This window comes from Pseudomonas sp. NFIX10 (genome assembly GCF_900111955.1).
GTDB lineage: Bacteria > Pseudomonadota > Gammaproteobacteria > Pseudomonadales > Pseudomonadaceae > Aquipseudomonas > Aquipseudomonas fluorescens_AA.
In genome coordinates, this window is sequence record NZ_FOKH01000020.1 from 40,730 (window position 1) to 60,145 (window position 19,416).

Consider the following 19,416-nt stretch of genomic DNA (forward strand, 5'->3'; position numbering starts at 1 on the left):
AGCCATCTGATTCCGATTTTTATAATTGATCCTTAAAGGAGTGCGGCACATGTCAAAAGGGCATTCGCTACAAGACCCTTACTTGAACACTTTACGTAAAGAGAAAGTTGGGGTGTCCATCTATCTGGTCAACGGGATCAAACTGCAAGGCACGATCGAGTCTTTCGACCAGTTCGTCATCCTTCTGAAAAACACCGTCAGCCAGATGGTCTACAAGCACGCGATCTCGACAGTGGTGCCAGTTCGTCCAATTCGTCTGCCTAGCGCAACCGAATCCGAAGGCGGTGACGCTGAACCGGGTAACGCCTGATAGGAGCCTCCTTTGTTCTTTGAGCGCCACGGTGGTGGTGAACGGGCCATTCTCGTTCACTTGGATGGACAGGACCCTGAGGCGCGCGAAGATCCGCAGGAGTTTCAGGAATTGGCACTTTCGGCCGGCGCCGAGACCGTCGCGTTTTTCAACGTGCCGCGTCATCGGCCAACCGCCAAGTTCCTGATCGGCAGTGGCAAGGTCGAGGAGTTGCGCGATCTGGTCAAGGCCGAGCAGGTCGATCTGGTGATTTTCAATCACATCCTCACGCCCAGTCAGGAACGTAACCTCGAACGTGTCTTCGAGTGTCGCGTGATCGACCGCACGGGGCTGATCCTCGATATTTTCGCCCAGCGCGCCCGCACCCATGAAGGCAAGCTCCAGGTCGAACTGGCTCAGCTTGAGCACATGAGTACGCGGCTGGTCCGCGGTTGGACTCACCTCGAGCGGCAGAAAGGCGGTATCGGCCTGCGCGGCCCGGGTGAAACCCAGCTGGAAACCGACCGACGCCTGTTGCGGGTTCGCCTGCGCCAGATCAAGGGGCGGCTGGAAAAGGTCCGCAGCCAGCGCGAGCAGTCGCGACGTGGTCGCAAGCGCGCGGATATCCCGACGGTTTCACTGGTGGGTTATACCAACGCCGGCAAATCGACCCTGTTCAACAATGTCACCCAATCCGACGTCTACGCCGCCGACCAGTTGTTTGCCACGCTCGACCCGACCCTGCGCCGGCTCGACCTGGACGACCTCGGGCCGATCGTGCTGGCCGACACCGTGGGCTTTATCCGTCACCTGCCGCATAAACTGGTCGAGGCTTTCCGGGCTACGCTCGAAGAGTCGAGCAACTCCGACCTGCTGCTGCACGTGATCGATGCCGCCGAGCCGGACCGGATGCTGCAGATCGAGCAGGTGATGGTGGTGCTGGGCGAGATCGGGGCCCAGGACTTGCCGATCCTCGAGGTATACAACAAACTCGATTTGCTCGAAGGCGTGGAGCCGCAGATCCAGCGCGATGCCGATGGCAAGCCGCAACGGGTCTGGCTGTCGGCCCGTGATGGCACCGGCCTGGACCTGCTCAAGCAGGCCGTGGCCGAGCTGTTGGGCAGCGATCTGTTTGTCGGCACCCTGAAGTTGCCGCAACGTTTCGCCCGGTTGCGTGCGCAGTTTTTCGAGTTGGGGGCCGTGCAAAAAGAAGAACACGACGAAGAAGGTGTCTGCCTGCTGGCTGTTCGCCTGCCTCGGGCGGAGCTTAACCGACTGGTCAGTCGCGAAGGGCTGCAACCGATGGAATTCATCGAGCAACACACTTTGCAATAAAAGCCTGAGAAAGCGGTGTCAGGCATTCTGTAGCATTGGTCGGCGCGCCGTGGGTGCGTCTTTGCTTTATCAGATGGAGAGCGCTATGGCTTGGAATGAGCCGGGTGGCAACTCGAATAATCAGGATCCTTGGGGTGGCAAGCGTCGTAACAACGGCGACCGCAAGGGGCCGCCGGATCTCGACGAGGCCTTCCGAAAGCTGCAGGAAAGCCTGAACGGTTTGTTCGGTGGTGGTAAAAAACGCGGTGACGAGGGGGGCGGTCGTTCGGGCAAGGGCGGCGGTTTCGGCCTGCTCGGCATCGGTCTCGTCGTGCTGGCGGCTGTCTGGCTGTACAGCGCGGTCTATGTCGTGGACGAGCAGGAGCAAGCCGTGGTGCTGCGCTTCGGCAAGTACTACGAGACGGTGGGTCCGGGCCTGAACATCTATTTCCCGCCGATCGACCAGAAGTTCATGGAGAACGTCACGCGTGAGCGGGCGTACACCAAGCAGGGCCAGATGCTGACCGAAGACGAGAATATCGTCGAGGTGCCGCTGACCGTGCAGTACAAGATCACCAACCTGCAGGACTTCGTGCTGAACGTCGACCAGCCGGAAACCAGCCTGCAGCACGCGACCGAAAGTGCCTTGCGCCATGTGGTGGGTTCCACCGCCATGGACCAGGTGCTGACCGAAGGTCGTGAACTGATGGCCAGCGAAATCAAGGAGCGCCTGCAGCGGTTCCTCGATACCTATCGCACCGGTATCACCGTCACCCAGGTCAACGTCCAGAGCGCAGCGGCACCGCGTGAGGTCCAGGAAGCCTTCGACGACGTGATCCGTGCCCGTGAAGACGAGCAGCGTTCGCGCAACCAGGCTGAAACCTATGCCAACGGCGTCGTGCCGGAAGCGCGTGGCCAGGCCCAGCGCATCATCGAGGATGCCAACGGTTACCGCGATGAAGTGGTCTCCCGCGCCAAGGGTGAGGCCGATCGCTTCACCAAGCTGGTGGCCGAGTATCGCAAGGCCCCTGAAGTCACCCGCGAGCGTCTGTACCTGGACACCATGCAGGAAGTCTTCAGCAACACCAGCAAGGTCCTCGTGACCGGCAACAAGAACGGCCAGAGCAATCTGCTGTACCTGCCGCTGGACAAGATGGTCGAGAGCGGTCGCAACACCAGCACGCCACCGGCCAGTTCGGCGGCGGCCAGCAATGAGGTCGGCACCCGCGCGGCGGCGGACCTGCAACAACAGCAAGCACGTACCAGGGAGAGTCGCTGATGAGCAATAAATCGCTGATCGCCCTTATTGTCGGTGTCGTCGTGGCGATCGCTGCCTGGAACTGCTTCTACATCGTGGCTCAGACCGAGCGCGCGGTGTTGCTGCAATTCGGTCGCGTGGTCCAGGCTGATGTCCAGCCGGGGCTGCATGTGAAGGTGCCGTACGTCAACAAGGTGCGCAAGTTCGACGCCCGCCTGATGACGCTGGATGCGCCGACGCAACGCTTCCTGACGCTGGAAAAGAAAGCCGTGATGGTGGATGCCTATGCCAAGTGGCGCGTGAAGGATGCCGAGCGCTTCTACACCGCGACCTCGGGCCTGAAGCAGATCGCCGACGAGCGTCTGTCCCGTCGTCTGGAATCGGGCCTGCGTGACCAGTTCGGTAAGCGCACGTTGCATGAAGTGGTGTCCGGTGAGCGTGATGCGCTCATGGCCGACATCACCCGTTCGCTGAATACGATGGCGGAAAAAGAGCTGGGTATCGAAGTGGTCGATGTCCGGGTCAAGGCCATCGATTTGCCGAAGGAAGTGAACCGCAGCGTGTTCGAGCGGATGAGCACCGAGCGCGAGCGTGAAGCCCGCGAGCACCGCGCCAAGGGTAACGAGCTGGCCGAAGGCATCCGTGCCGACGCCGATCGCCAACGCCGGGTGCTGTTGGCCGAAGCCTATCGTGAATCGGAAGAGGTCCGGGGTGATGGTGATGCCCAGGCCGCTGCGATCTACTCCAAGGCCTATGGCCAGGATCAGGAGTTCTACGCGTTCTACCGTAGCCTGCGTGCCTACCGTGAAAGTTTCGCGAACAAATCCGACGTCATGGTCCTGGACCCAAGCAGTGACTTCTTCCGCTACCTGGAAAAGGCCAAGCCTTGATGCGACGTTGACCTGAAGCATTCCGCCCGGCGGCTAAAGCGTCGGGCGGGGTGATCCTTTGGGAAAACGTGTGTATGATGCGGCAGCCGGGAAATTCCCGGCTTTTTTGCGTCTGCACGTTTGATTGTGGTTTTGGTTGCAGGCGTCGGGTTGAACGACTCGACAGGTTATTCGAGGAAAGTGCTGGGCGAGGCCGATTGCTGGCCATTCGTCACGTCGCTCATGCGCGTGTTTTGCGCGTGGGCCAAGTATTTTCTGCTTCACTCAAGGCTTGCCCGAGGGCTGGCCGCCCGGACCATAGGGGAATGGCGTAATGGCAACGGTAGACCGCTGGCTGCTGCCAGATGGCATCGAAGAAGTACTGCCACCGGAAGCTGCGCGTATCGAAGTGGCGCGTCGGCAGGTGTTGGATCTGTTCCAGAGCTGGGGTTACGAGTTCGTCGTCACCCCGCATATCGAGTACCTGGAATCCCTGCTCACCGGCGCGGGCCAGGACCTGGATCTGCGCACCTTCAAGGTGATCGACCCGCAGTCGGGCCGGCAGATGGGCTTTCGTGCCGACATCACGCCGCAAGTGGCGCGCATCGACGCCCATACCCTGCGCCGTGAAGGCCCGAGCCGCCTGTGCTACGCCGGCAGCGTGCTGCATGCCCAGCCGCGTGCCTTGTCATCCTCGCGCAGCCCGATCCAGCTGGGCGCCGAGTTGTATGGCGATGCCAGCCCGAGCAGCGACGTGGAAGTCATCAGCCTGATGTTGGCCATGCTGCAACTGGCTGACGTGCCTGATGTCCACATGGACCTGGGGCATGTCGGCATCTACCGCGGCCTGGCCCGTGCGGCCGGTTTGTCTGGCGAAGTGGAGCAACAGCTGTTCGATGCCCTGCAACGCAAGGCCATCGACGAAGTCATCAGCCTGACCGAGGGCCTGCCGGCCGATCTGTCGGGCATGCTGCGGGCGCTGGTGGACCTGTGCGGCGGGCGTGAAGTATTGGCCGCTGCCCGTGAACGCCTGGCCCATGCGCCGGCACCGGTGTTGGCCGCGCTGGACGATTTGCTGGCGATTGCCGAGCGTCTGTCGGTGCGCTTCCCCGAGTTGCCGCTGTATTTCGACCTGGGCGAGTTGCGCGGCTATCACTATCACACCGGCGTCGTGTTCGCCGTGTTCGTGCCGGGCGTGGGCCAGTCCATCGCCCAGGGCGGCCGTTATGACGACATCGGTGCCGACTTCGGTCGCGCCCGTCCGGCGACCGGTTTCTCTACCGATTTGAAAACCCTGGTGACCCTGGGGCGTGCTGAAGTCGAGCTACCGTCTGGCGGTATCTGGATGCCTGACAGTACGGATGCGGCACTCTGGCAGGCAGTCTGTCAGTTGCGCAGTGAGGGTCAGCGTGTGGTCCAGGCCTTGCCTGGGCAGCCTTTGGCGGCCGCCCGTGAAGCGGACTGCGACCGGCAATTGATTCAGCAGAATGGGCTTTGGCAAGTATTGCCGCTGGCTTCTTGAGTTTTCCCGCCGGCCGCGGCCGGCACCAAGTTTGCGCGAATGAGGACAAGTGTTATGGGTAAGAATGTCGTAGTCCTGGGCACCCAGTGGGGTGATGAGGGCAAAGGCAAGATCGTTGATCTGCTGACCGAACATGCTGCCGCCGTAGTGCGCTACCAGGGTGGCCACAACGCAGGCCACACCTTGGTGATCGACGGTGAAAAAACCGTCCTGCACCTGATTCCGTCGGGCGTGCTGCGCGAAGGCGTCCAGTGCCTGATCGGCAACGGTGTGGTGGTTGCGCCCGATGCCTTGCTGCGGGAAATCATCAAGCTGGAAGAAAAAGGCGTACCGGTGCGCGAGCGCCTGCGTATCAGCCCGTCCTGCCCGCTGATCCTGTCCTATCACGTGGCGCTGGACCAGGCCCGTGAAAAGGCCCGTGGCGAGTTGAAGATCGGCACCACCGGTCGTGGCATCGGCCCGGCCTACGAAGACAAGGTGGCCCGTCGTGGCCTGCGCATCGGTGACCTGTTCCACCGCGAGCGTTTCGCCGCCAAGCTGGGCGAGTTGCTGGACTACCACAACTTCGTCCTGGTCAATTACTACAAAGAACCGGCCATCGACTTCCAGAAGACCCTGGACGAGTGCATGGAATACGCCGAGCTGCTCAAGCCGATGATGCTCGACGTCACCGCCGAGCTGCACGAGCTGCGTCGCGCCGGCAAGGACATCATGTTCGAAGGTGCCCAGGGTTCGCTGCTGGACATCGACCACGGTACCTACCCGTACGTCACCAGCTCCAACACCACTGCCGGCGGCATCGCCACCGGTTCGGGGTTCGGCCCGATGTACCTGGACTACATCCTGGGTATCACCAAGGCCTACACCACTCGCGTCGGTTCGGGTCCATTCCCGACTGAGCTGTTCGACGACGTCGGTGCCTTCCTGGCCAAGCGTGGCCACGAATTCGGTGCCACCACCGGCCGTGCCCGTCGTTGCGGTTGGTTCGATGCCGTCATCCTGCGTCGCGCCATCGACGTCAACAGCATCTCGGGCCTGTGCCTGACCAAGCTGGACGTGCTGGACGGCCTGGAAACCATCAACATCTGCGTGGGCTACAAGAACCAGGACGGCGCTGTCATCGACGCACCGACCGACGCCGACAGCTACATCGGCCTGGAGCCCGTGTACGAGCAGATGCCAGGTTGGACCGAATCGACCGTCGGTGCCAAGACTCTGGAAGAACTGCCTGTGGCCGCGCGCAACTACATCAAGCGCGTCGAAGAGTTGGTCGGTGCGCCGATTGACATTATTTCGACAGGGCCGGACCGCAACGAAACCATCGTTCTGCGTCATCCGTTCGGCTGATAAGTCTTTGATGTAAAACGCAAAGGGCCCTCGCTGGGGCCCTTTGTCGTTTCTGCTTGCCGGACGGCACGACACTTGCTATGCAACTCCATTAAGGCACCGCTTTCCCGAGTGCCATCAAATTAATGGCGTTTGGTAGAGGGATTTCACGTGTCGGCCGTTCTCTCACTGTTACAAAGCCGTTTGCTGCGGCCTGTGTTCGTTACCCTGGGGGTCGCCCTTTTGGTGCAGGTGCTGGTAGCCGTTGCGCTGACCCGAAGCACCGTCACGGCGTTGGAAGCCGATCTGGGCGCGCGGTTGGGGGTGGACAGCCAGAAGCTTTCCGCTGAGCTGGAGCAGGCCGGGCGAGAGGTCACGTCGAGCCTGGACAGCCTGTCCGCCAATACCCGCCAGCGGCTCAATGCCGGCTTGTCTGCTCGTCTGAAGGACGAGCAGACTCAGTTGCGTGGGACCTTGGAGAAGGACTTGAGGGATTCCGCCAATGATATGGCGCAACTCCTGGCTTCCGTTGCACCGCGTGCCATGTGGGATAACGACGTGCCCACCCTCTCTGAATTCGCCCGTCGGGCCCAGCGCAATCCCAACGTGCTGTTCGTCATCTATGACGACGCCGCGGGTGAGCACCTGACGCGCTACCTGAACCGGGAAAACCCGATCAACAAGGCGCTGCTGGAAAAAGGCAAGGGCGAGCGGGCGTTGGACAAGGTGCTGGACGCGGCGAAGAACGATCCGTCGGTGTATTACCTCGAAGCCTCGATCAACCCCAATGGTGTCGAGATCGGCAAAGTCTTGATGGGGGTTTCCACGGCGGCCGTTGAAACCGACCTGAAGGCGCTGGACCAGCGCTTCTCGGCCTTGATCGCCAGCAGCGATCAATTGGTCGGCGACAGCCTCAAGGGCGCGGCGGCCGACAGCGCCACTGCCATGCGCGGTCGCCTGGAGTCGGCTCAAACCACGGCCACGCAGATGCAGACCAACACCGCCAGTACTGTGCAGGACGCTGCGGGCACCTTGCGCTGGCGCATCGGCCTGGGCCTGGCGCTGGTGGGCTTCGGCGTGCTGGTGTTGCTGGCCGTGGTGCTGGGGCGTCGGGTGGTCAATCGCTTGAAACTGCTGATCGCGGCCATGAACGACCTGGCGGCGGGCGAGGGCGACCTGACCAAGCGCGTGCAAATCAACAGCAAGGACGAAATCGGCGACATGGCCTCGGCGGTCAATCGCTTTGTGGATAAGTTGCAGCCCATCGTGCGTGAGGCGGGCGATGTGGCCCAGCGCACCGGTGTGGAAATTGGTGCGATGACCTTGCGCAACTCCGGCGCCGATGCGGCGGCCGGGATGCAGCGTGATGAAGTGGCCGAGAGCCTGCGCGCGCTGTCGCAAATGGCGGACGAGGCTCAATCGGAAAGCCAGGCGATGCAGGCGGCCCTGCAGCAAGTGGTGGAGATCCGCCAGGCCACCGATGAAAACACGCGCACGTCGGCCAAGGTCAGCGGCTTGATCGAAGCGCTGGCCGGCCAGGTCGATACCGGGGCGAAAGTGATCGAGCGGTTGGCGCAGCAGAGCGAGCAGATTGAAGTGGTGCTGACCGTGATTCACGGCATCGCCGAGCAGACCAACTTGCTGGCCTTGAACGCGGCCATCGAGGCGGCGCGGGCCGGGGAAACCGGGCGCGGCTTTGCGGTGGTGGCGGATGAGGTGCGGGCGTTGGCGAGCAAGACCCAGAGCTCCACGGGCGATATCCAGGCGCATATCGTGGCCTTGCAGCAGGGGGCTCGCGAGGCGGTGGCCGCCATCGGCCAGGCCGGGCGCCAGGCCAGCGAAGGCTTGCTGGTGCTGCGTGACAGCGCGCGGTTGCAGCAGTCGGTGCAGGCGTCCGTCGAGCAGGTGCATGCGGCCATCGGCCTGGCGACCCAGGCGGCGGCTCATCAGGCCCAGGGCGCGCAAGCGGTGCGTGGGCGAGTGGAAACCATCCATGCCCAGGCTGAGAAAGCGGCCCAGGCCGTGGTCGAGACCACCGCCAGCGGCAAGGTGCTGGACAACCTGGCGGCGCAACTGAAGGCAAGTCTGGGGCAGTTCAGGGCCTGATCGGGTGGTTGGGCTGGACCCATCGCGAGCCAGCTCGTTCCCACATGGGATTGCAGTGAACACAAAATCTGTGTGCGCTTGAGATCCACTGTGGGAGCGAGCTTGCTCGCGATAGCGATTTCAGCGACTCAGAGATATTTCCAGAACCCAGAAACGCAAAAACCCGCTTTCGCGGGTTTCTGTGAGGTTCAAGGCCTTGACCTTGAAGCTTGAATTGGTGCCCAGAAGAAGACTCGAACTTCCACGACCTTGCGGTCACCAGCACCTGAAGCTGGCGTGTCTACCAATTTCACCATCTGGGCAGCATCTTCAGCGTTGCCGCTGTTGATGTGGCGCACTATACGGAGCGCGTTTTGATCTGTAAACCCCTGTTTTTGTTTTAGTAATTGCCCAGTGCAATTCCAGGGGGCGCAAATGCAAAAACCCGCTTTCGCGGGTTTTTGTTGAGCTGCCAGGCCATTGGCCTGCTGCTCGAAATTGGTGCCCAGAAGAAGACTCGAACTTCCACGACCTTGCGGTCACCAGCACCTGAAGCTGGCGTGTCTACCAATTTCACCATCTGGGCAGTATCGGCAACGTGTGTACGTCGTCGATGGCGCGCACTATACGGAGCGTGTTTTTAACTGTAAACCCCTGCGGAGAAAAAAACCGCTAAATTTCACGAGCGGTGCTTTCCGGGGGCTTCGAAGGCAGGTCAAATGATCCTGGAAACGCTATCGGATGCTTGAAATTTCCCGTTTCATTAAGCCTATGCCAAACTAACCCGCATATAGACAAGGTGAAAACTCTCTAATGGCCGATTGGCAGTCCCTCGATCCCGAGGCCGCTCGTGAAGCGGAAAAATATGAAAACCCTATTCCTAGCCGTGAACTGATCCTGGCGCATCTCGCCGATCGGGGTTCGCCTGCTAGCCGCGAGCAGTTGGTCGAAGAGTTCGGTCTGACCACCGAGGACCAGCTCGAAGCCCTGCGCCGCCGTCTGCGCGCCATGGAGCGCGACGCTCAACTGATCTACACCCGGCGTGGCACCTATGCACCGGTGGACAAGCTCGACCTGATCCTGGGCCGCATCGCCGGTCACCGTGACGGCTTCGGTTTCCTGATCCCGGACGACGGCAGCGACGATCTGTTCATGAGTCCGGCGCAAATGCGTCTGGTGTTCGACGGTGACCGGGCCCTGGCCCGCGTGTCCGGCCTGGATCGTCGTGGCCGCCGTGAAGGCGTGATCGTCGAAGTGGTGTCCCGTGCCCATGAAAGCATCGTTGGCCGTTACTTCGAAGAAGGCGGTATCGGTTTTGTCGTGCCGGATAACCCGAAGGTTCAGCAGGAAGTACTGATTACCCCGGGCCGTAATGGCGCCGCCAAGGTGGGGCAGTTCGTCGAGGTGAAAATCACCCATTGGCCAACTGCGCGCTTCCAGCCACAGGGCGATATCGTTGAAGTGGTCGGCAACTACATGGCGCCGGGCATGGAAATCGACGTTGCGCTGCGCACCTACGACATTCCTCACGTCTGGCCCGAGGCTGTGCTCAAGGAAGCTGCCAAGCTCAAGCCGGAAGTCGAAGAGAAAGATAAAGAAAAACGCATCGACCTGCGCCATCTGCCGTTCGTTACCATCGACGGCGAAGATGCCCGCGACTTCGACGATGCGGTCTATTGCGAAGCCAAGCCCGGCAAGCTGCGCCTGTTCTCCGGCGGCTGGAAGTTGTTCGTCGCGATTGCCGACGTGTCCAGCTACGTGAAGATCGGTTCGGCCTTGGATAACGAAGCCCAGGTGCGCGGCAACTCCGTGTATTTCCCTGAGCGCGTGATTCCGATGCTGCCTGAGCAGCTGTCCAACGGCCTGTGCTCGCTGAACCCGAAAGTCGACCGTTTGGCCATGGTGTGCGAGATGACTATCTCCAAAACCGGCGAAATGACCGACTACCAGTTCTACGAAGCGGTGATCCACTCCCAGGCGCGCCTGACCTACAACAAGGTCAGCACCATCCTGGAAACACCGAAGAGCAGTGAAGCCAAGGCGCTGCGTAGCGAATACGCTGGCGTGGTGCCGCACCTCAAGCAGCTGTACTCGCTGTACAAGGTGTTGCTGGGTGCCCGTCACGTGCGTGGCGCGATCGATTTCGAGACCCAGGAAACTCGGATTGTCTTCGGTTCCGAGCGCAAGATCGCCGCGATCACCCCGACGACCCGTAACGATGCGCACAAGCTGATCGAAGAGTGCATGCTGGCAGCCAACGTGGCCACCGCCGAATTCCTCAAGAAGCACGAGATTCCTGCGTTGTACCGTGTGCACGACGGCCCGCCGCCCGAGCGTCTGGAAAAACTGCGCGCCTTCCTCGGCGAACTCGGCCTGTCCCTGCACAAAGGCAAGGACGGCCCAACGCCGAAGGACTATCAGGCACTGCTGGCGAGCATCAAGGACCGTCCGGATTACCATGTGATCCAGACAGTGATGCTGCGCTCCCTGAGCCAGGCGGTGTACAGCGCTGACAACCAGGGCCACTTCGGTCTGAATTACGAGGCGTACACCCACTTCACCTCGCCGATCCGCCGTTACCCGGACCTGCTCACGCATCGTGCGATCCGCAGCGTGATCCATTCCAAGCAGAGCACCCCGCACGTCAAGCGCGCCGGTGCCATGACCATTCCGAAGGCACGGATCTATCCGTACGACGAAGCGGCCCTGGAACAGTTGGGCGAGCAGTGCTCCATGAGCGAACGCCGCGCCGACGAAGCGACTCGTGACGTGGTGAACTGGCTCAAGTGCGAGTTCATGAAAGACCGCGTGGGCGAGTCGTTCCCGGGCGTGATCACGGCAGTGACCGGCTTTGGTTTGTTTGTCGAACTGACCGACATCTACGTCGAGGGCTTGGTGCACGTCACCGCCTTGCCGGGTGATTACTACCACTTCGATCCTGTGCATCACCGCCTGGCGGGCGAGCGCACCGGTCGCAGCTTCCGCTTGGGCGACACCGTGGAAGTGCAGGTCATGCGCGTCGACCTTGATGAACGCAAGATCGACTTCGGAATGTCTGACAAACCCGCCGAAGCACCGACTGGCCGTAAAAAACGTGGCGGCGAGACCGCAGCGCCTGCGACCAGGGGTAAAGGTGCTCCTGCAAAAACCGCAGAGCCTGAGCCAGCCAAGGCCGGTCGCCGTTCGTCTGTCAAGGACAAGGCTCCCGAAGCCTACCGCCCCAGCGACGCGGCGGCGAAAAATGCCGAGCTGCGCAAGAGCCGCGAATTGAAGCAGCAGTTGCTCAACGAAGCCAAAAGCGGTGGTAAAGCGGCGTCTGGGGGAAAGTCCCACGGGGCGGAAAAGCCGTCGAGCAAACCGAGTAAACACCGTAAAGGCCCGCCAAAGGCGGGGTCGGCCCCCGCGAAAAGCGGCGGGTCGCGCAAACCTAAGGCCAAGTCATGAGTCTGGAAAAAATCTACGGCGTGCATGCCGTAGAGGCACTGCTGCGTCACCACCCCAAACGTGTCAAGCAAGTGTGGTTGGCGGAAGGTCGCAGCGAGCCGCGTGTGCAAGCGCTGGTCGAACTGGCCACCCAGAACAAGGTTGCCATCGGCCAGGCCGAGCGGCGCGAAATGGACGTGTGGGTCGAAGGCGTCCACCAGGGTGTGGTGGCGGACGTAAGCCCGAGCCAGGTCTGGGGCGAGGCGATGCTCGACGAACTGCTCGATCGCACCGAAGGCGCCCCCCTGCTGCTGGTGCTGGACGGCGTGACCGACCCGCATAACCTCGGCGCCTGTCTGCGTTCGGCGGATGCCGCCGGTGCGTTGGCGGTGATCGTGCCCAAGGACAAGTCGGCCACCCTGACGCCAGTGGTGCGCAAGGTGGCCTGCGGCGCGGCGGAAGTGATCCCGTTGGTGGCGGTGACCAACCTGGCGCGCACCCTGGAGAAACTCCAGCAGCGCGGCCTGTGGGTGGTCGGCACGGCGGGCGAGGCCGAGGTCAGTATCTATGACCAGGACCTGACGGGCCCGACGATCCTGATCATGGGCGCCGAAGGCAAAGGCATGCGTCGCCTGACTCGCGAACATTGCGACTACCTGGTCAAACTGCCGATGGCGGGCAGCGTCAGCAGCCTCAACGTCTCGGTGGCCACCGGAGTGTGCCTGTTCGAGGCGCTGCGCCAGCGTAGCGTCAAGTCTGTCGCCAAAAAGCCTTAAGTCAGCGCAAGTCAAATGTGGGAGCGGGCTTGCTCGCGAAAGCGTTGGATCAGTTGATATCGATATTGACTGACACGCCGCTTTCGCGAGCAAGCCCGCTCCCACAGCGTTTTGTATTTAGGCAAAGATTGGGGGTTGTTCAAATAATCGCCAATTGCCTTGCGCCGCCCTCGGCCCTTCTCTACAATTGCGCCCCTTGCTGTGATGGCAGGCACTTATGTGTCTAGCGTCCACAAGTCCATAAGTGTCATTCACTCCTTGTCTGACCGTTTTTGAGCGGCAGGCTACAACCCGTAAGGAGCATTCATGCGTCATTACGAAATCATCTTTTTGGTCCACCCGGATCAAAGCGAGCAAGTCGGCGGCATGGTTGAGCGTTACACCAAGCTGATCGAAGAAGACGGCGGCAAAATCCACCGTCTGGAAGATTGGGGCCGTCGTCAACTGGCCTACGCAATCAACAATGTTCACAAGGCTCACTACGTGATGCTGAACGTTGAGTGCACTGGCAAGGCCCTGGCCGAGCTGGAAGACAACTTCCGCTACAACGATGCAGTGATCCGTAACCTGGTCATCCGTCGCGAAGAAGCCGTCACCGGCCAATCCGAGATGCTCAAGGCTGAAGAAAACCGCAGTGAGCGCCGTGAGCGTCGCGACCGTCCTGAGCATTCTGACAGCGCCGATGGCGATGACAGCGATAGCGACAGCGACAACAGCGATAACGCTGACGAGTAATCCACGGACCTTTTAAGGAGCCAATCACATGGCACGTTTCTTCCGTCGTCGTAAATTCTGCCGCTTCACCGCTGAAGACGTGAAAGAGATCGATTACAAAGATCTCAACACTCTGAAAGCCTACGTATCCGAGACCGGCAAAATCGTTCCAAGCCGTATCACCGGTACCAAAGCTCGTTATCAGCGTCAGCTGGCCACCGCTATCAAGCGCGCCCGCTTCCTGGCCCTGCTGGCCTACACCGACAGCCACGGCCGCTGAGACCGGGCAGTCGACGAGTAGTAAGGGATTGAATGCATGCGCGCCTTAGCTGACTTCATCATGCGGGGACGTGTGCAGGCCACGTTGGTTGTGGCCGGATCCGCGGCATTGCCGCTGTTGTTCTGGTTGAGTGCCGCCGCTGGGTGCCTTGTGCTCCTGCGGCGCGGTTCGGACGCCTTGAGCGTCCTGGGTATCGGGTTGCTGTCAGCGTTGGTGAGCTGGTACTTCCTGAAGGACCCGACAACACTTCTGGTGTTGCTCGGGGCTGGTGGCCTGGCGTTGGTTTTGCGCGCCGGCCATACCTGGAACCGCGTGCTGCTGTGCAGCGTGGCCGTGGGGTTGTTGTGTGCGGTGAGCCTGGGAACTGTATTCAGTTCCTTCATCGAGTCACTGGCGCAGACGTTCGAACACGTCCTGCCGCTGGCGATGGGTGAGGTCTACGAGACATTCTCGGCAGACCAGAAGGCATTTCTCACCGCCCTGAGCGCTCCGCTGATGATCATTTCGATAGCGTCTTCGCTGCAGATCTTTAGCGTGCTGTGCCTGATTCTTGGGCGCTATTGGCAGGCGTCGTTGTATAACCCCGGTGGTTTCGGTCGCGAGTTTCGCGCCATCCGATTCCCCAAGAGCGTGGCGCTGTCACTGCTGGCCGTCATGTGTGTCGCTCCGTTCTTCGGGCTGCATGCACTGATCCTGTTGCCGTTGTGCAGTGTTGCGCTGGTCTTCGCCGGCCTGGCCCTGATTCACGGGCTGGTGGCGCAGAAGCGACTGGCCACGTTCTGGCTGGTGGGGATATACGTGACGTTGTTGCCTTTCATGCACTTGCTCGGTCCGTTGCTCGTGGTCTTGGCCATCGTTGACAGCCTGATTGATTTTCGCGGTCGTATGGCGCCGAAAGACGCCGACAACGCGAACGGTGAAGGTTAAAAGTTAGAGGATTTTCACATGCAACTGATCCTTCTGGAAAAAATCGCCAACCTGGGCAACCTGGGCGACAAAGTAAACGTTAAGGCCGGCTACGGTCGTAACTACCTGCTGCCTTTCGGCAAAGCCACCGCTGCGACCGCTGCCAACCTGGCTGCGTTCGAAGAGCGTCGTGCCGAGCTGGAAAAAGCCGCCGCAGACCGTAAGGCATCGGCTGAAAGCCGTGCTGCCCAACTGGCCGAGCTGGAAGTGACCATCACTGCCACCGCTGGCGACGAAGGCAAGCTGTTCGGTTCTATCGGTACTCACGACATCGCTGACGCACTGACCGCCTCCGGCGTTGAAGTGGCGAAAAGCGAAGTTCGTCTGCCGAACGGCACCATCCGCAACGTAGGCGAATTCGACGTAGCCGTGCACCTGCACGCCGAAGTTGAAGCCACCGTACGCGTTGTCGTGGTAGCAGCCTAAGCAACACCTGTCGGTTGGCACCCTCGGGTGCTAGCCGGTAACATCGGGCACGATCCTGTTTACAGGTCGTGCCCTTTGTCTTTCTGCAATTGCTGAATTTCATAACCAGACGTGGCCATGAACGAAATCACCGCTCCCGAGCAATATGATCTGCAAACCGCTGCCCTGAAGGTGCCTCCGCATTCCATCGAGGCCGAACAGGCCGTACTCGGTGGCCTGATGCTGGACAACAACGCCTGGGAACGCGTGCTCGATCAAGTCTCCGACGGCGATTTCTACCGGCATGACCACCGTCTGATTTTCCGTGCGATCGCCCGTCTGGCCGATCAGAACATGCCGATCGACGTCGTCACCCTGGCCGAGCAATTGGACAAGGAAGGGCAGACGTCCCAGGTTGGCGGCCTCGGTTACCTGGGCGAACTGGCGAAAAACACGCCGTCGGTCGCCAACATCAAGGCCTATGCACAGATCGTCCGCGAGCGGGCGACCTTGCGTCAGTTGATCGGCATCAGCACCGAGATCGCCGACAGCGCTTTCAACCCGGAAGGTCGCACCGCCGCCGAGATCCTCGACGAAGCCGAACGGCAGATCTTCCAGATTGCCGAGGCTCGGCCGAAAACCGGCGGCCCGGTGAGCGTCAATGACCTGTTGACCAAGGCCATCGACCGCATCGACACCTTGTTCAACACCGACAACGCCATCACCGGCCTGTCCACCGGCTACACCGACCTCGACGAGAAGACCAGCGGCCTGCAACCGTCCGACCTGATCATCGTCGCCGGCCGTCCGTCCATGGGTAAGACCACCTTTGCGATGAACCTGGTGGAAAACGCCGTGCTGCGCAGCGACAAGGCGGTGCTGGTGTATTCCCTCGAGATGCCAGGCGAATCGCTGATCATGCGTATGCTGTCGTCCCTGGGGCGCATCGACCAGACCAAGGTCCGTTCCGGCCAACTGGAAGACGACGACTGGCCGCGCCTCACCTCGGCGGTCAACCTGCTCAACGACCGCAAGCTGTTCATCGACGATACGGCCGGTATCAGCCCGTCGGAAATGCGCGCCCGGACCCGGCGCCTGGTGCGTGAGCACGGTGATATCGCGCTGATCATGATCGACTACCTGCAACTGATGCAGATCCCCGGTTCCAGCGGCGACAACCGGACCAACGAGATTTCCGAAATCTCCCGTTCCCTCAAAGCCCTGGCCAAGGAATTCAACTGCCCGGTGGTGGCGCTTTCCCAGCTGAACCGTTCCCTGGAACAGCGCCCGAACAAGCGCCCGGTGAACTCCGACTTGCGGGAATCCGGAGCGATCGAGCAGGACGCCGACGTCATCATGTTCGTGTACCGCGACGAGGTGTATCACCCCGAAACGGAGCACAAGGGCATCGCCGAAATCATCATCGGCAAGCAGCGGAACGGCCCGATCGGCTTCATCCGCCTGGCGTTTATCGGCAAGTACACGCGCTTCGAAAACCTGGCACCGGGTAGCTACAATTTCGATGACGATGAGTAAGTTCTTCGTCGTCTGATCCGGCCTCATCGTCGGATCGCCGCCCGGAGCAAGCTCGCTCCCACAGAGGAATGCATTCCAAGGTGGGAGCGAGCTTGCTCGCGATAGGTGTGCCGCCGATTTCCGACCATAGCCGTCGGAATTGGTCAAAATTTGTGCTATATTCCGCGCCCGCGATTTTTCATCCTTTATACCGGTCATCGACATGCAAGCAGCCAAGCCGTTATTTGACTATCCCAAGTACTGGGCCGAATGTTTCGGCCCGGCGCCATTCCTGCCCATGAGCAGGGAGGAGATGGATCAGCTTGGCTGGGATTCGTGCGACATCATCATCGTGACCGGTGATGCCTACGTCGACCACCCGTCGTTCGGCATGGCGATCATTGGCCGTTTGCTGGAAGCCCAGGGCTTTCGCGTGGGGATCATTGCCCAGCCGAACTGGCAGTCCAAAGACGACTTCATGAAGCTTGGCGAGCCCAACCTGTTTTTCGGTGTCGCGGCCGGCAACATGGACTCGATGATCAACCGCTACACCGCCGACAAGAAAATCCGCTCCGATGACGCCTACACCCCCGGTGGCCTGGCGGGCAAACGGCCGGATCGCGCGAGCCTGGTCTACAGCCAGCGCTGCAAGGAAGCCTACAAGCACGTGCCGATCGTGCTGGGTGGTATCGAAGCGTCGCTACGCCGCATCGCCCATTACGATTACTGGCAGGACCGGGTGCGCAACTCGATCCTGATCGACGCCTGTGCCGACATCCTGCTCTACGGCAACGCCGAGCGGGCGATTGTCGAAGTCGCCCAGCGCCTGTCCTATGGCCACAAGATCGAAGACATCACCGACGTGCGCGGTACCGCATTCATCCGTCGCGATACGCCGCAAGGCTGGTACGAAGTCGACTCCACGCGTATCGACCGTCCGGGCAAGATCGACAAGATCATCAACCCGTACGTAAACACCCAGGACACTCAGGCCTGCGCCATCGAACAGGAGAAGGGGCCGGTTGAGGACCCGAGCGAAGCCAAGGTCGTGCAGATCCTGGCGAGCCCGAAAATGACCCGGGACAAGACCGTGATTCGCCTGCCGTCGGTGGAAAAGGTCCGTGGCGACGCGGTGCTTTATGCCCACGCCAACCGCGTACTGCACTTGGAAACCAACCCGGGTAACGCCCGCGCCCTGGTGCAGAAGCACGGCGAAGTCGACGTCTGGTTCAACCCGCCACCCATTCCGATGACCACCGAAGAAATGGACTACGTGTTTGGCATGCCTTACGCGCGTGTTCCCCATCCGGCGTACGGCAAGGAGAAGATCCCGGCCTACGAGATGATCCGTTTCTCGGTGAACATCATGCGTGGCTGCTTTGGTGGCTGCACCTTCTGCTCGATCACCGAGCATGAAGGCCGGATCATCCAGAACCGCTCCGAAGAGTCGATCATCCGCGAGATCGAAGAGATCCGCGACAAGGTCCCGGGCTTCACCGGGGTGATTTCCGACCTTGGCGGCCCGACCGCGAACATGTATCGCATTGCCTGCAAGAGCCCGGAAATCGAATCCGCGTGCCGCAAGCCGTCCTGTGTGTTCCCTGGCATCTGCCCGAACCTGAACACTGACCATTCTTCGCTGATCCAGCTGTACCGCAGCGCCCGGGCCTTGCCTGGGGTGAAGAAAATTTTGATTGCTTCCGGCCTGCGTTACGACCTGGCGGTCGAGTCGCCGGAATACGTCAAGGAGCTGGTGACCCACCACGTCGGCGGCTACCTGAAGATCGCGCCGGAGCACACCGAGGAAGGCCCGCTCAACCAGATGATGAAGCCGGGCATCGGCAGCTATGACAAATTCAAGCGGATGTTCGAGAAGTACACCAAGGAAGCCGGGAAAGAGCAGTACCTGATTCCCTACTTCATCGCCGCCCACCCGGGCACCACCGACGAAGACATGATGAACCTGGCGCTGTGGCTCAAGGGCAACGGTTTCCGCGCCGACCAGGTGCAGGCGTTCTATCCGTCGCCGATGGCCACGGCCACCGCCATGTACCACTCGGGCAAGAACCCGCTGCGCAAGGTCACCTACAAGAGCGATGCGGTGACCATCGTCAAGAGCGAGGAGCAGCGCCGTCTGCACAAGGCCTTCCTGCGCTATCACGACCCCAAGGGCTGGCCGATGCTGCGTGAAGCGTTGACCCGCATGGGCCGCGCCGACCTGATCGGGCCGGGCAAGAACCAGTTGATCCCGCTGCACCAGCCGGCCACCGACAGCTACCAGAGCGCCCGTCGCAAGAACTCGACGCCAGCCGGCAGCCACAAGGTGGGCAAGGAAACCACCAAGATCCTGACCCAGCACACCGGCCTGCCGCCGCGGGCCAGCGATGGCGGTAACCCGTGGGACAAGCGCGAGCAGGCCAAGGCCGCGGCTTTCGCCCGCAACCAGCAGGCCGCCAAGGAGCGCAAGGATGCAGCCAAGGGCAAGGGACCGAAACCGGCGCGCAAGCCTGTCGTGCCACGCTAACGGGCCAATCCATGATGCAAAACGCCAGCCTCAGTGCTGGCGTTTTGCTTTCTAGCGACGGTGCTGCCCATTTGCTATCTTGGCCGCCGCCGGTGCCAGCCTACCCAATGCAATAACGCCGAGCGCTGCCCTTGTGGCGAGGGAGCTTGC

15 protein-coding genes, 2 tRNA genes and 1 pseudogene are annotated in these 19,416 nt (G+C 61.1%); 16 read left to right on the forward strand and 2 right to left on the reverse strand.

The window, feature by feature from the left end; all coding sequences use genetic code 11:
• The first annotated feature begins 49 nt into the window (after positions 1 to 49).
• The 8 genes and pseudogenes from hfq (at position 50) to BM321_RS31355 (ending at position 8,684) form a co-directional block, all read left to right on the forward strand.
• Positions 50 to 310, forward strand: a complete 261-nt coding sequence (gene hfq / locus BM321_RS18520; RefSeq protein ID WP_003186419.1) for an RNA chaperone Hfq — start codon at positions 50 to 52, stop codon at positions 308 to 310.
• 12 nt (positions 311 to 322) lie between these two features.
• A complete protein-coding gene (gene hflX, locus BM321_RS18525; protein WP_092176183.1) occupies positions 323 to 1,624 on the forward strand; it encodes a ribosome rescue GTPase HflX in 1,302 nt (433 codons plus the stop codon).
• An 85-nt stretch (positions 1,625 to 1,709) separates the two neighbouring features.
• Positions 1,710 to 2,882: an FtsH protease activity modulator HflK gene (gene hflK / locus BM321_RS18530; RefSeq protein ID WP_092333226.1), complete on the forward strand. Its 1,173-nt coding sequence runs from the start codon at positions 1,710 to 1,712 to the stop codon at positions 2,880 to 2,882.
• Entirely contained in the window at positions 2,882 to 3,751 is an 870-nt protein-coding gene (gene hflC / locus BM321_RS18535) for a protease modulator HflC (RefSeq protein WP_092333224.1), read from the forward strand. Before hflK ends, hflC begins: the two co-directional genes overlap by 1 nt.
• A 313-nt stretch (positions 3,752 to 4,064) precedes the next feature.
• Positions 4,065 to 5,252, forward strand: coding sequence for an ATP phosphoribosyltransferase regulatory subunit (locus tag BM321_RS18540; protein WP_046065549.1), 1,188 nt, complete (start codon positions 4,065 to 4,067; stop codon positions 5,250 to 5,252).
• 54 nt (positions 5,253 to 5,306) lie between these two features.
• Entirely contained in the window at positions 5,307 to 6,599 is a 1,293-nt protein-coding gene (locus BM321_RS18545; protein ID WP_039592540.1) for an adenylosuccinate synthase, read from the forward strand.
• A gap of 1,125 nt (positions 6,600 to 7,724) precedes the next feature.
• Positions 7,725 to 7,778: pseudogene (locus BM321_RS31350) on the forward strand (hypothetical protein); the annotation flags it as partial.
• 201 nt (positions 7,779 to 7,979) lie between these two features.
• Entirely contained in the window at positions 7,980 to 8,684 is a 705-nt protein-coding gene (locus tag BM321_RS31355; protein WP_371856637.1) for a methyl-accepting chemotaxis protein, read from the forward strand.
• 215 nt (positions 8,685 to 8,899) lie between these two features.
• On the opposite strand, the gene BM321_RS18555 is transcribed toward BM321_RS31355, so the two are convergent.
• Positions 8,900 to 8,986 (reverse strand) — tRNA-Leu (locus tag BM321_RS18555).
• 176 nt (positions 8,987 to 9,162) lie between these two features.
• Positions 9,163 to 9,249: transfer RNA gene (locus BM321_RS18560), tRNA-Leu, on the reverse strand.
• 227 nt (positions 9,250 to 9,476) lie between these two features.
• On the opposite strand from BM321_RS18560, the gene rnr reads away from it, so the two are divergent.
• The 8 genes from rnr to BM321_RS18600 all read left to right on the forward strand — a co-directional run bounded on the left by rnr (position 9,477) and on the right by BM321_RS18600 (position 19,266).
• Positions 9,477 to 12,107 (forward strand): ribonuclease R, encoded by a 2,631-nt coding sequence (gene rnr, locus BM321_RS18565; RefSeq protein ID WP_092443880.1) that lies wholly within the window; start codon positions 9,477 to 9,479, stop codon positions 12,105 to 12,107.
• Positions 12,104 to 12,862 (forward strand): 23S rRNA (guanosine(2251)-2'-O)-methyltransferase RlmB, encoded by a 759-nt coding sequence (rlmB, locus tag BM321_RS18570; protein ID WP_092443882.1) that lies wholly within the window; start codon positions 12,104 to 12,106, stop codon positions 12,860 to 12,862. Before rnr ends, rlmB begins: the two co-directional genes overlap by 4 nt.
• Before the next feature lie 306 nt (positions 12,863 to 13,168).
• A complete protein-coding gene (gene rpsF / locus BM321_RS18575) occupies positions 13,169 to 13,597 on the forward strand; it encodes a 30S ribosomal protein S6 (RefSeq protein WP_003186395.1) in 429 nt (142 codons plus the stop codon).
• A gap of 28 nt (positions 13,598 to 13,625) precedes the next feature.
• Positions 13,626 to 13,856: a 30S ribosomal protein S18 gene (gene rpsR / locus BM321_RS18580; RefSeq protein ID WP_002551829.1), complete on the forward strand. Its 231-nt coding sequence runs from the start codon at positions 13,626 to 13,628 to the stop codon at positions 13,854 to 13,856.
• Between the two features lie 36 nt (positions 13,857 to 13,892).
• Positions 13,893 to 14,783 carry a YybS family protein gene (locus tag BM321_RS18585; protein WP_060739415.1) on the forward strand — a complete coding sequence of 297 codons (891 nt, stop codon included), beginning with the start codon at positions 13,893 to 13,895 and terminating at the stop codon, positions 14,781 to 14,783.
• Between the two features lie 18 nt (positions 14,784 to 14,801).
• The gene (gene rplI / locus BM321_RS18590) at positions 14,802 to 15,248 is read left to right on the forward strand and encodes a 50S ribosomal protein L9 (RefSeq protein WP_003186385.1); all 447 of its coding nucleotides are present in this window, start codon (positions 14,802 to 14,804) and stop codon (positions 15,246 to 15,248) included.
• A gap of 117 nt (positions 15,249 to 15,365) precedes the next feature.
• A complete protein-coding gene (gene dnaB, locus BM321_RS18595; RefSeq protein WP_027911801.1) occupies positions 15,366 to 16,763 on the forward strand; it encodes a replicative DNA helicase in 1,398 nt (465 codons plus the stop codon).
• A 202-nt stretch (positions 16,764 to 16,965) separates the two neighbouring features.
• On the forward strand, positions 16,966 to 19,266 hold the full coding sequence (locus BM321_RS18600; RefSeq protein WP_092443884.1) for a YgiQ family radical SAM protein: 2,301 nt from the start codon (positions 16,966 to 16,968) through the stop codon (positions 19,264 to 19,266).
• Positions 19,267 to 19,416: the final 150 nt, after the last annotated feature.

Coding starts and splice junctions, on each gene's coding strand:
- hflK (WP_092333226.1), top strand. CDS start 1,710: ATGGCTTGGAATGAGCCGGGTGGCAACTCGAATAATCAGGATCCTTGG.
- hflC (WP_092333224.1), top strand. CDS start 2,882: ATGAGCAATAAATCGCTGATCGCCCTTATTGTCGGTGTCGTCGTGGCG.
- rpsF (WP_003186395.1), top strand. CDS start 13,169: ATGCGTCATTACGAAATCATCTTTTTGGTCCACCCGGATCAAAGCGAG.
- BM321_RS18545 (WP_039592540.1), top strand. CDS start 5,307: ATGGGTAAGAATGTCGTAGTCCTGGGCACCCAGTGGGGTGATGAGGGC.
- rplI (WP_003186385.1), top strand. CDS start 14,802: ATGCAACTGATCCTTCTGGAAAAAATCGCCAACCTGGGCAACCTGGGC.
- BM321_RS18585 (WP_060739415.1), top strand. CDS start 13,893: ATGCGCGCCTTAGCTGACTTCATCATGCGGGGACGTGTGCAGGCCACG.
- BM321_RS18540 (WP_046065549.1), top strand. CDS start 4,065: ATGGCAACGGTAGACCGCTGGCTGCTGCCAGATGGCATCGAAGAAGTA.
- dnaB (WP_027911801.1), top strand. CDS start 15,366: ATGAACGAAATCACCGCTCCCGAGCAATATGATCTGCAAACCGCTGCC.
- rlmB (WP_092443882.1), top strand. CDS start 12,104: ATGAGTCTGGAAAAAATCTACGGCGTGCATGCCGTAGAGGCACTGCTG.
- rnr (WP_092443880.1), top strand. CDS start 9,477: ATGGCCGATTGGCAGTCCCTCGATCCCGAGGCCGCTCGTGAAGCGGAA.
- BM321_RS31355 (WP_371856637.1), top strand. CDS start 7,980: ATGGCGGACGAGGCTCAATCGGAAAGCCAGGCGATGCAGGCGGCCCTG.
- BM321_RS18600 (WP_092443884.1), top strand. CDS start 16,966: ATGCAAGCAGCCAAGCCGTTATTTGACTATCCCAAGTACTGGGCCGAA.
- rpsR (WP_002551829.1), top strand. CDS start 13,626: ATGGCACGTTTCTTCCGTCGTCGTAAATTCTGCCGCTTCACCGCTGAA.
- hfq (WP_003186419.1), top strand. CDS start 50: ATGTCAAAAGGGCATTCGCTACAAGACCCTTACTTGAACACTTTACGT.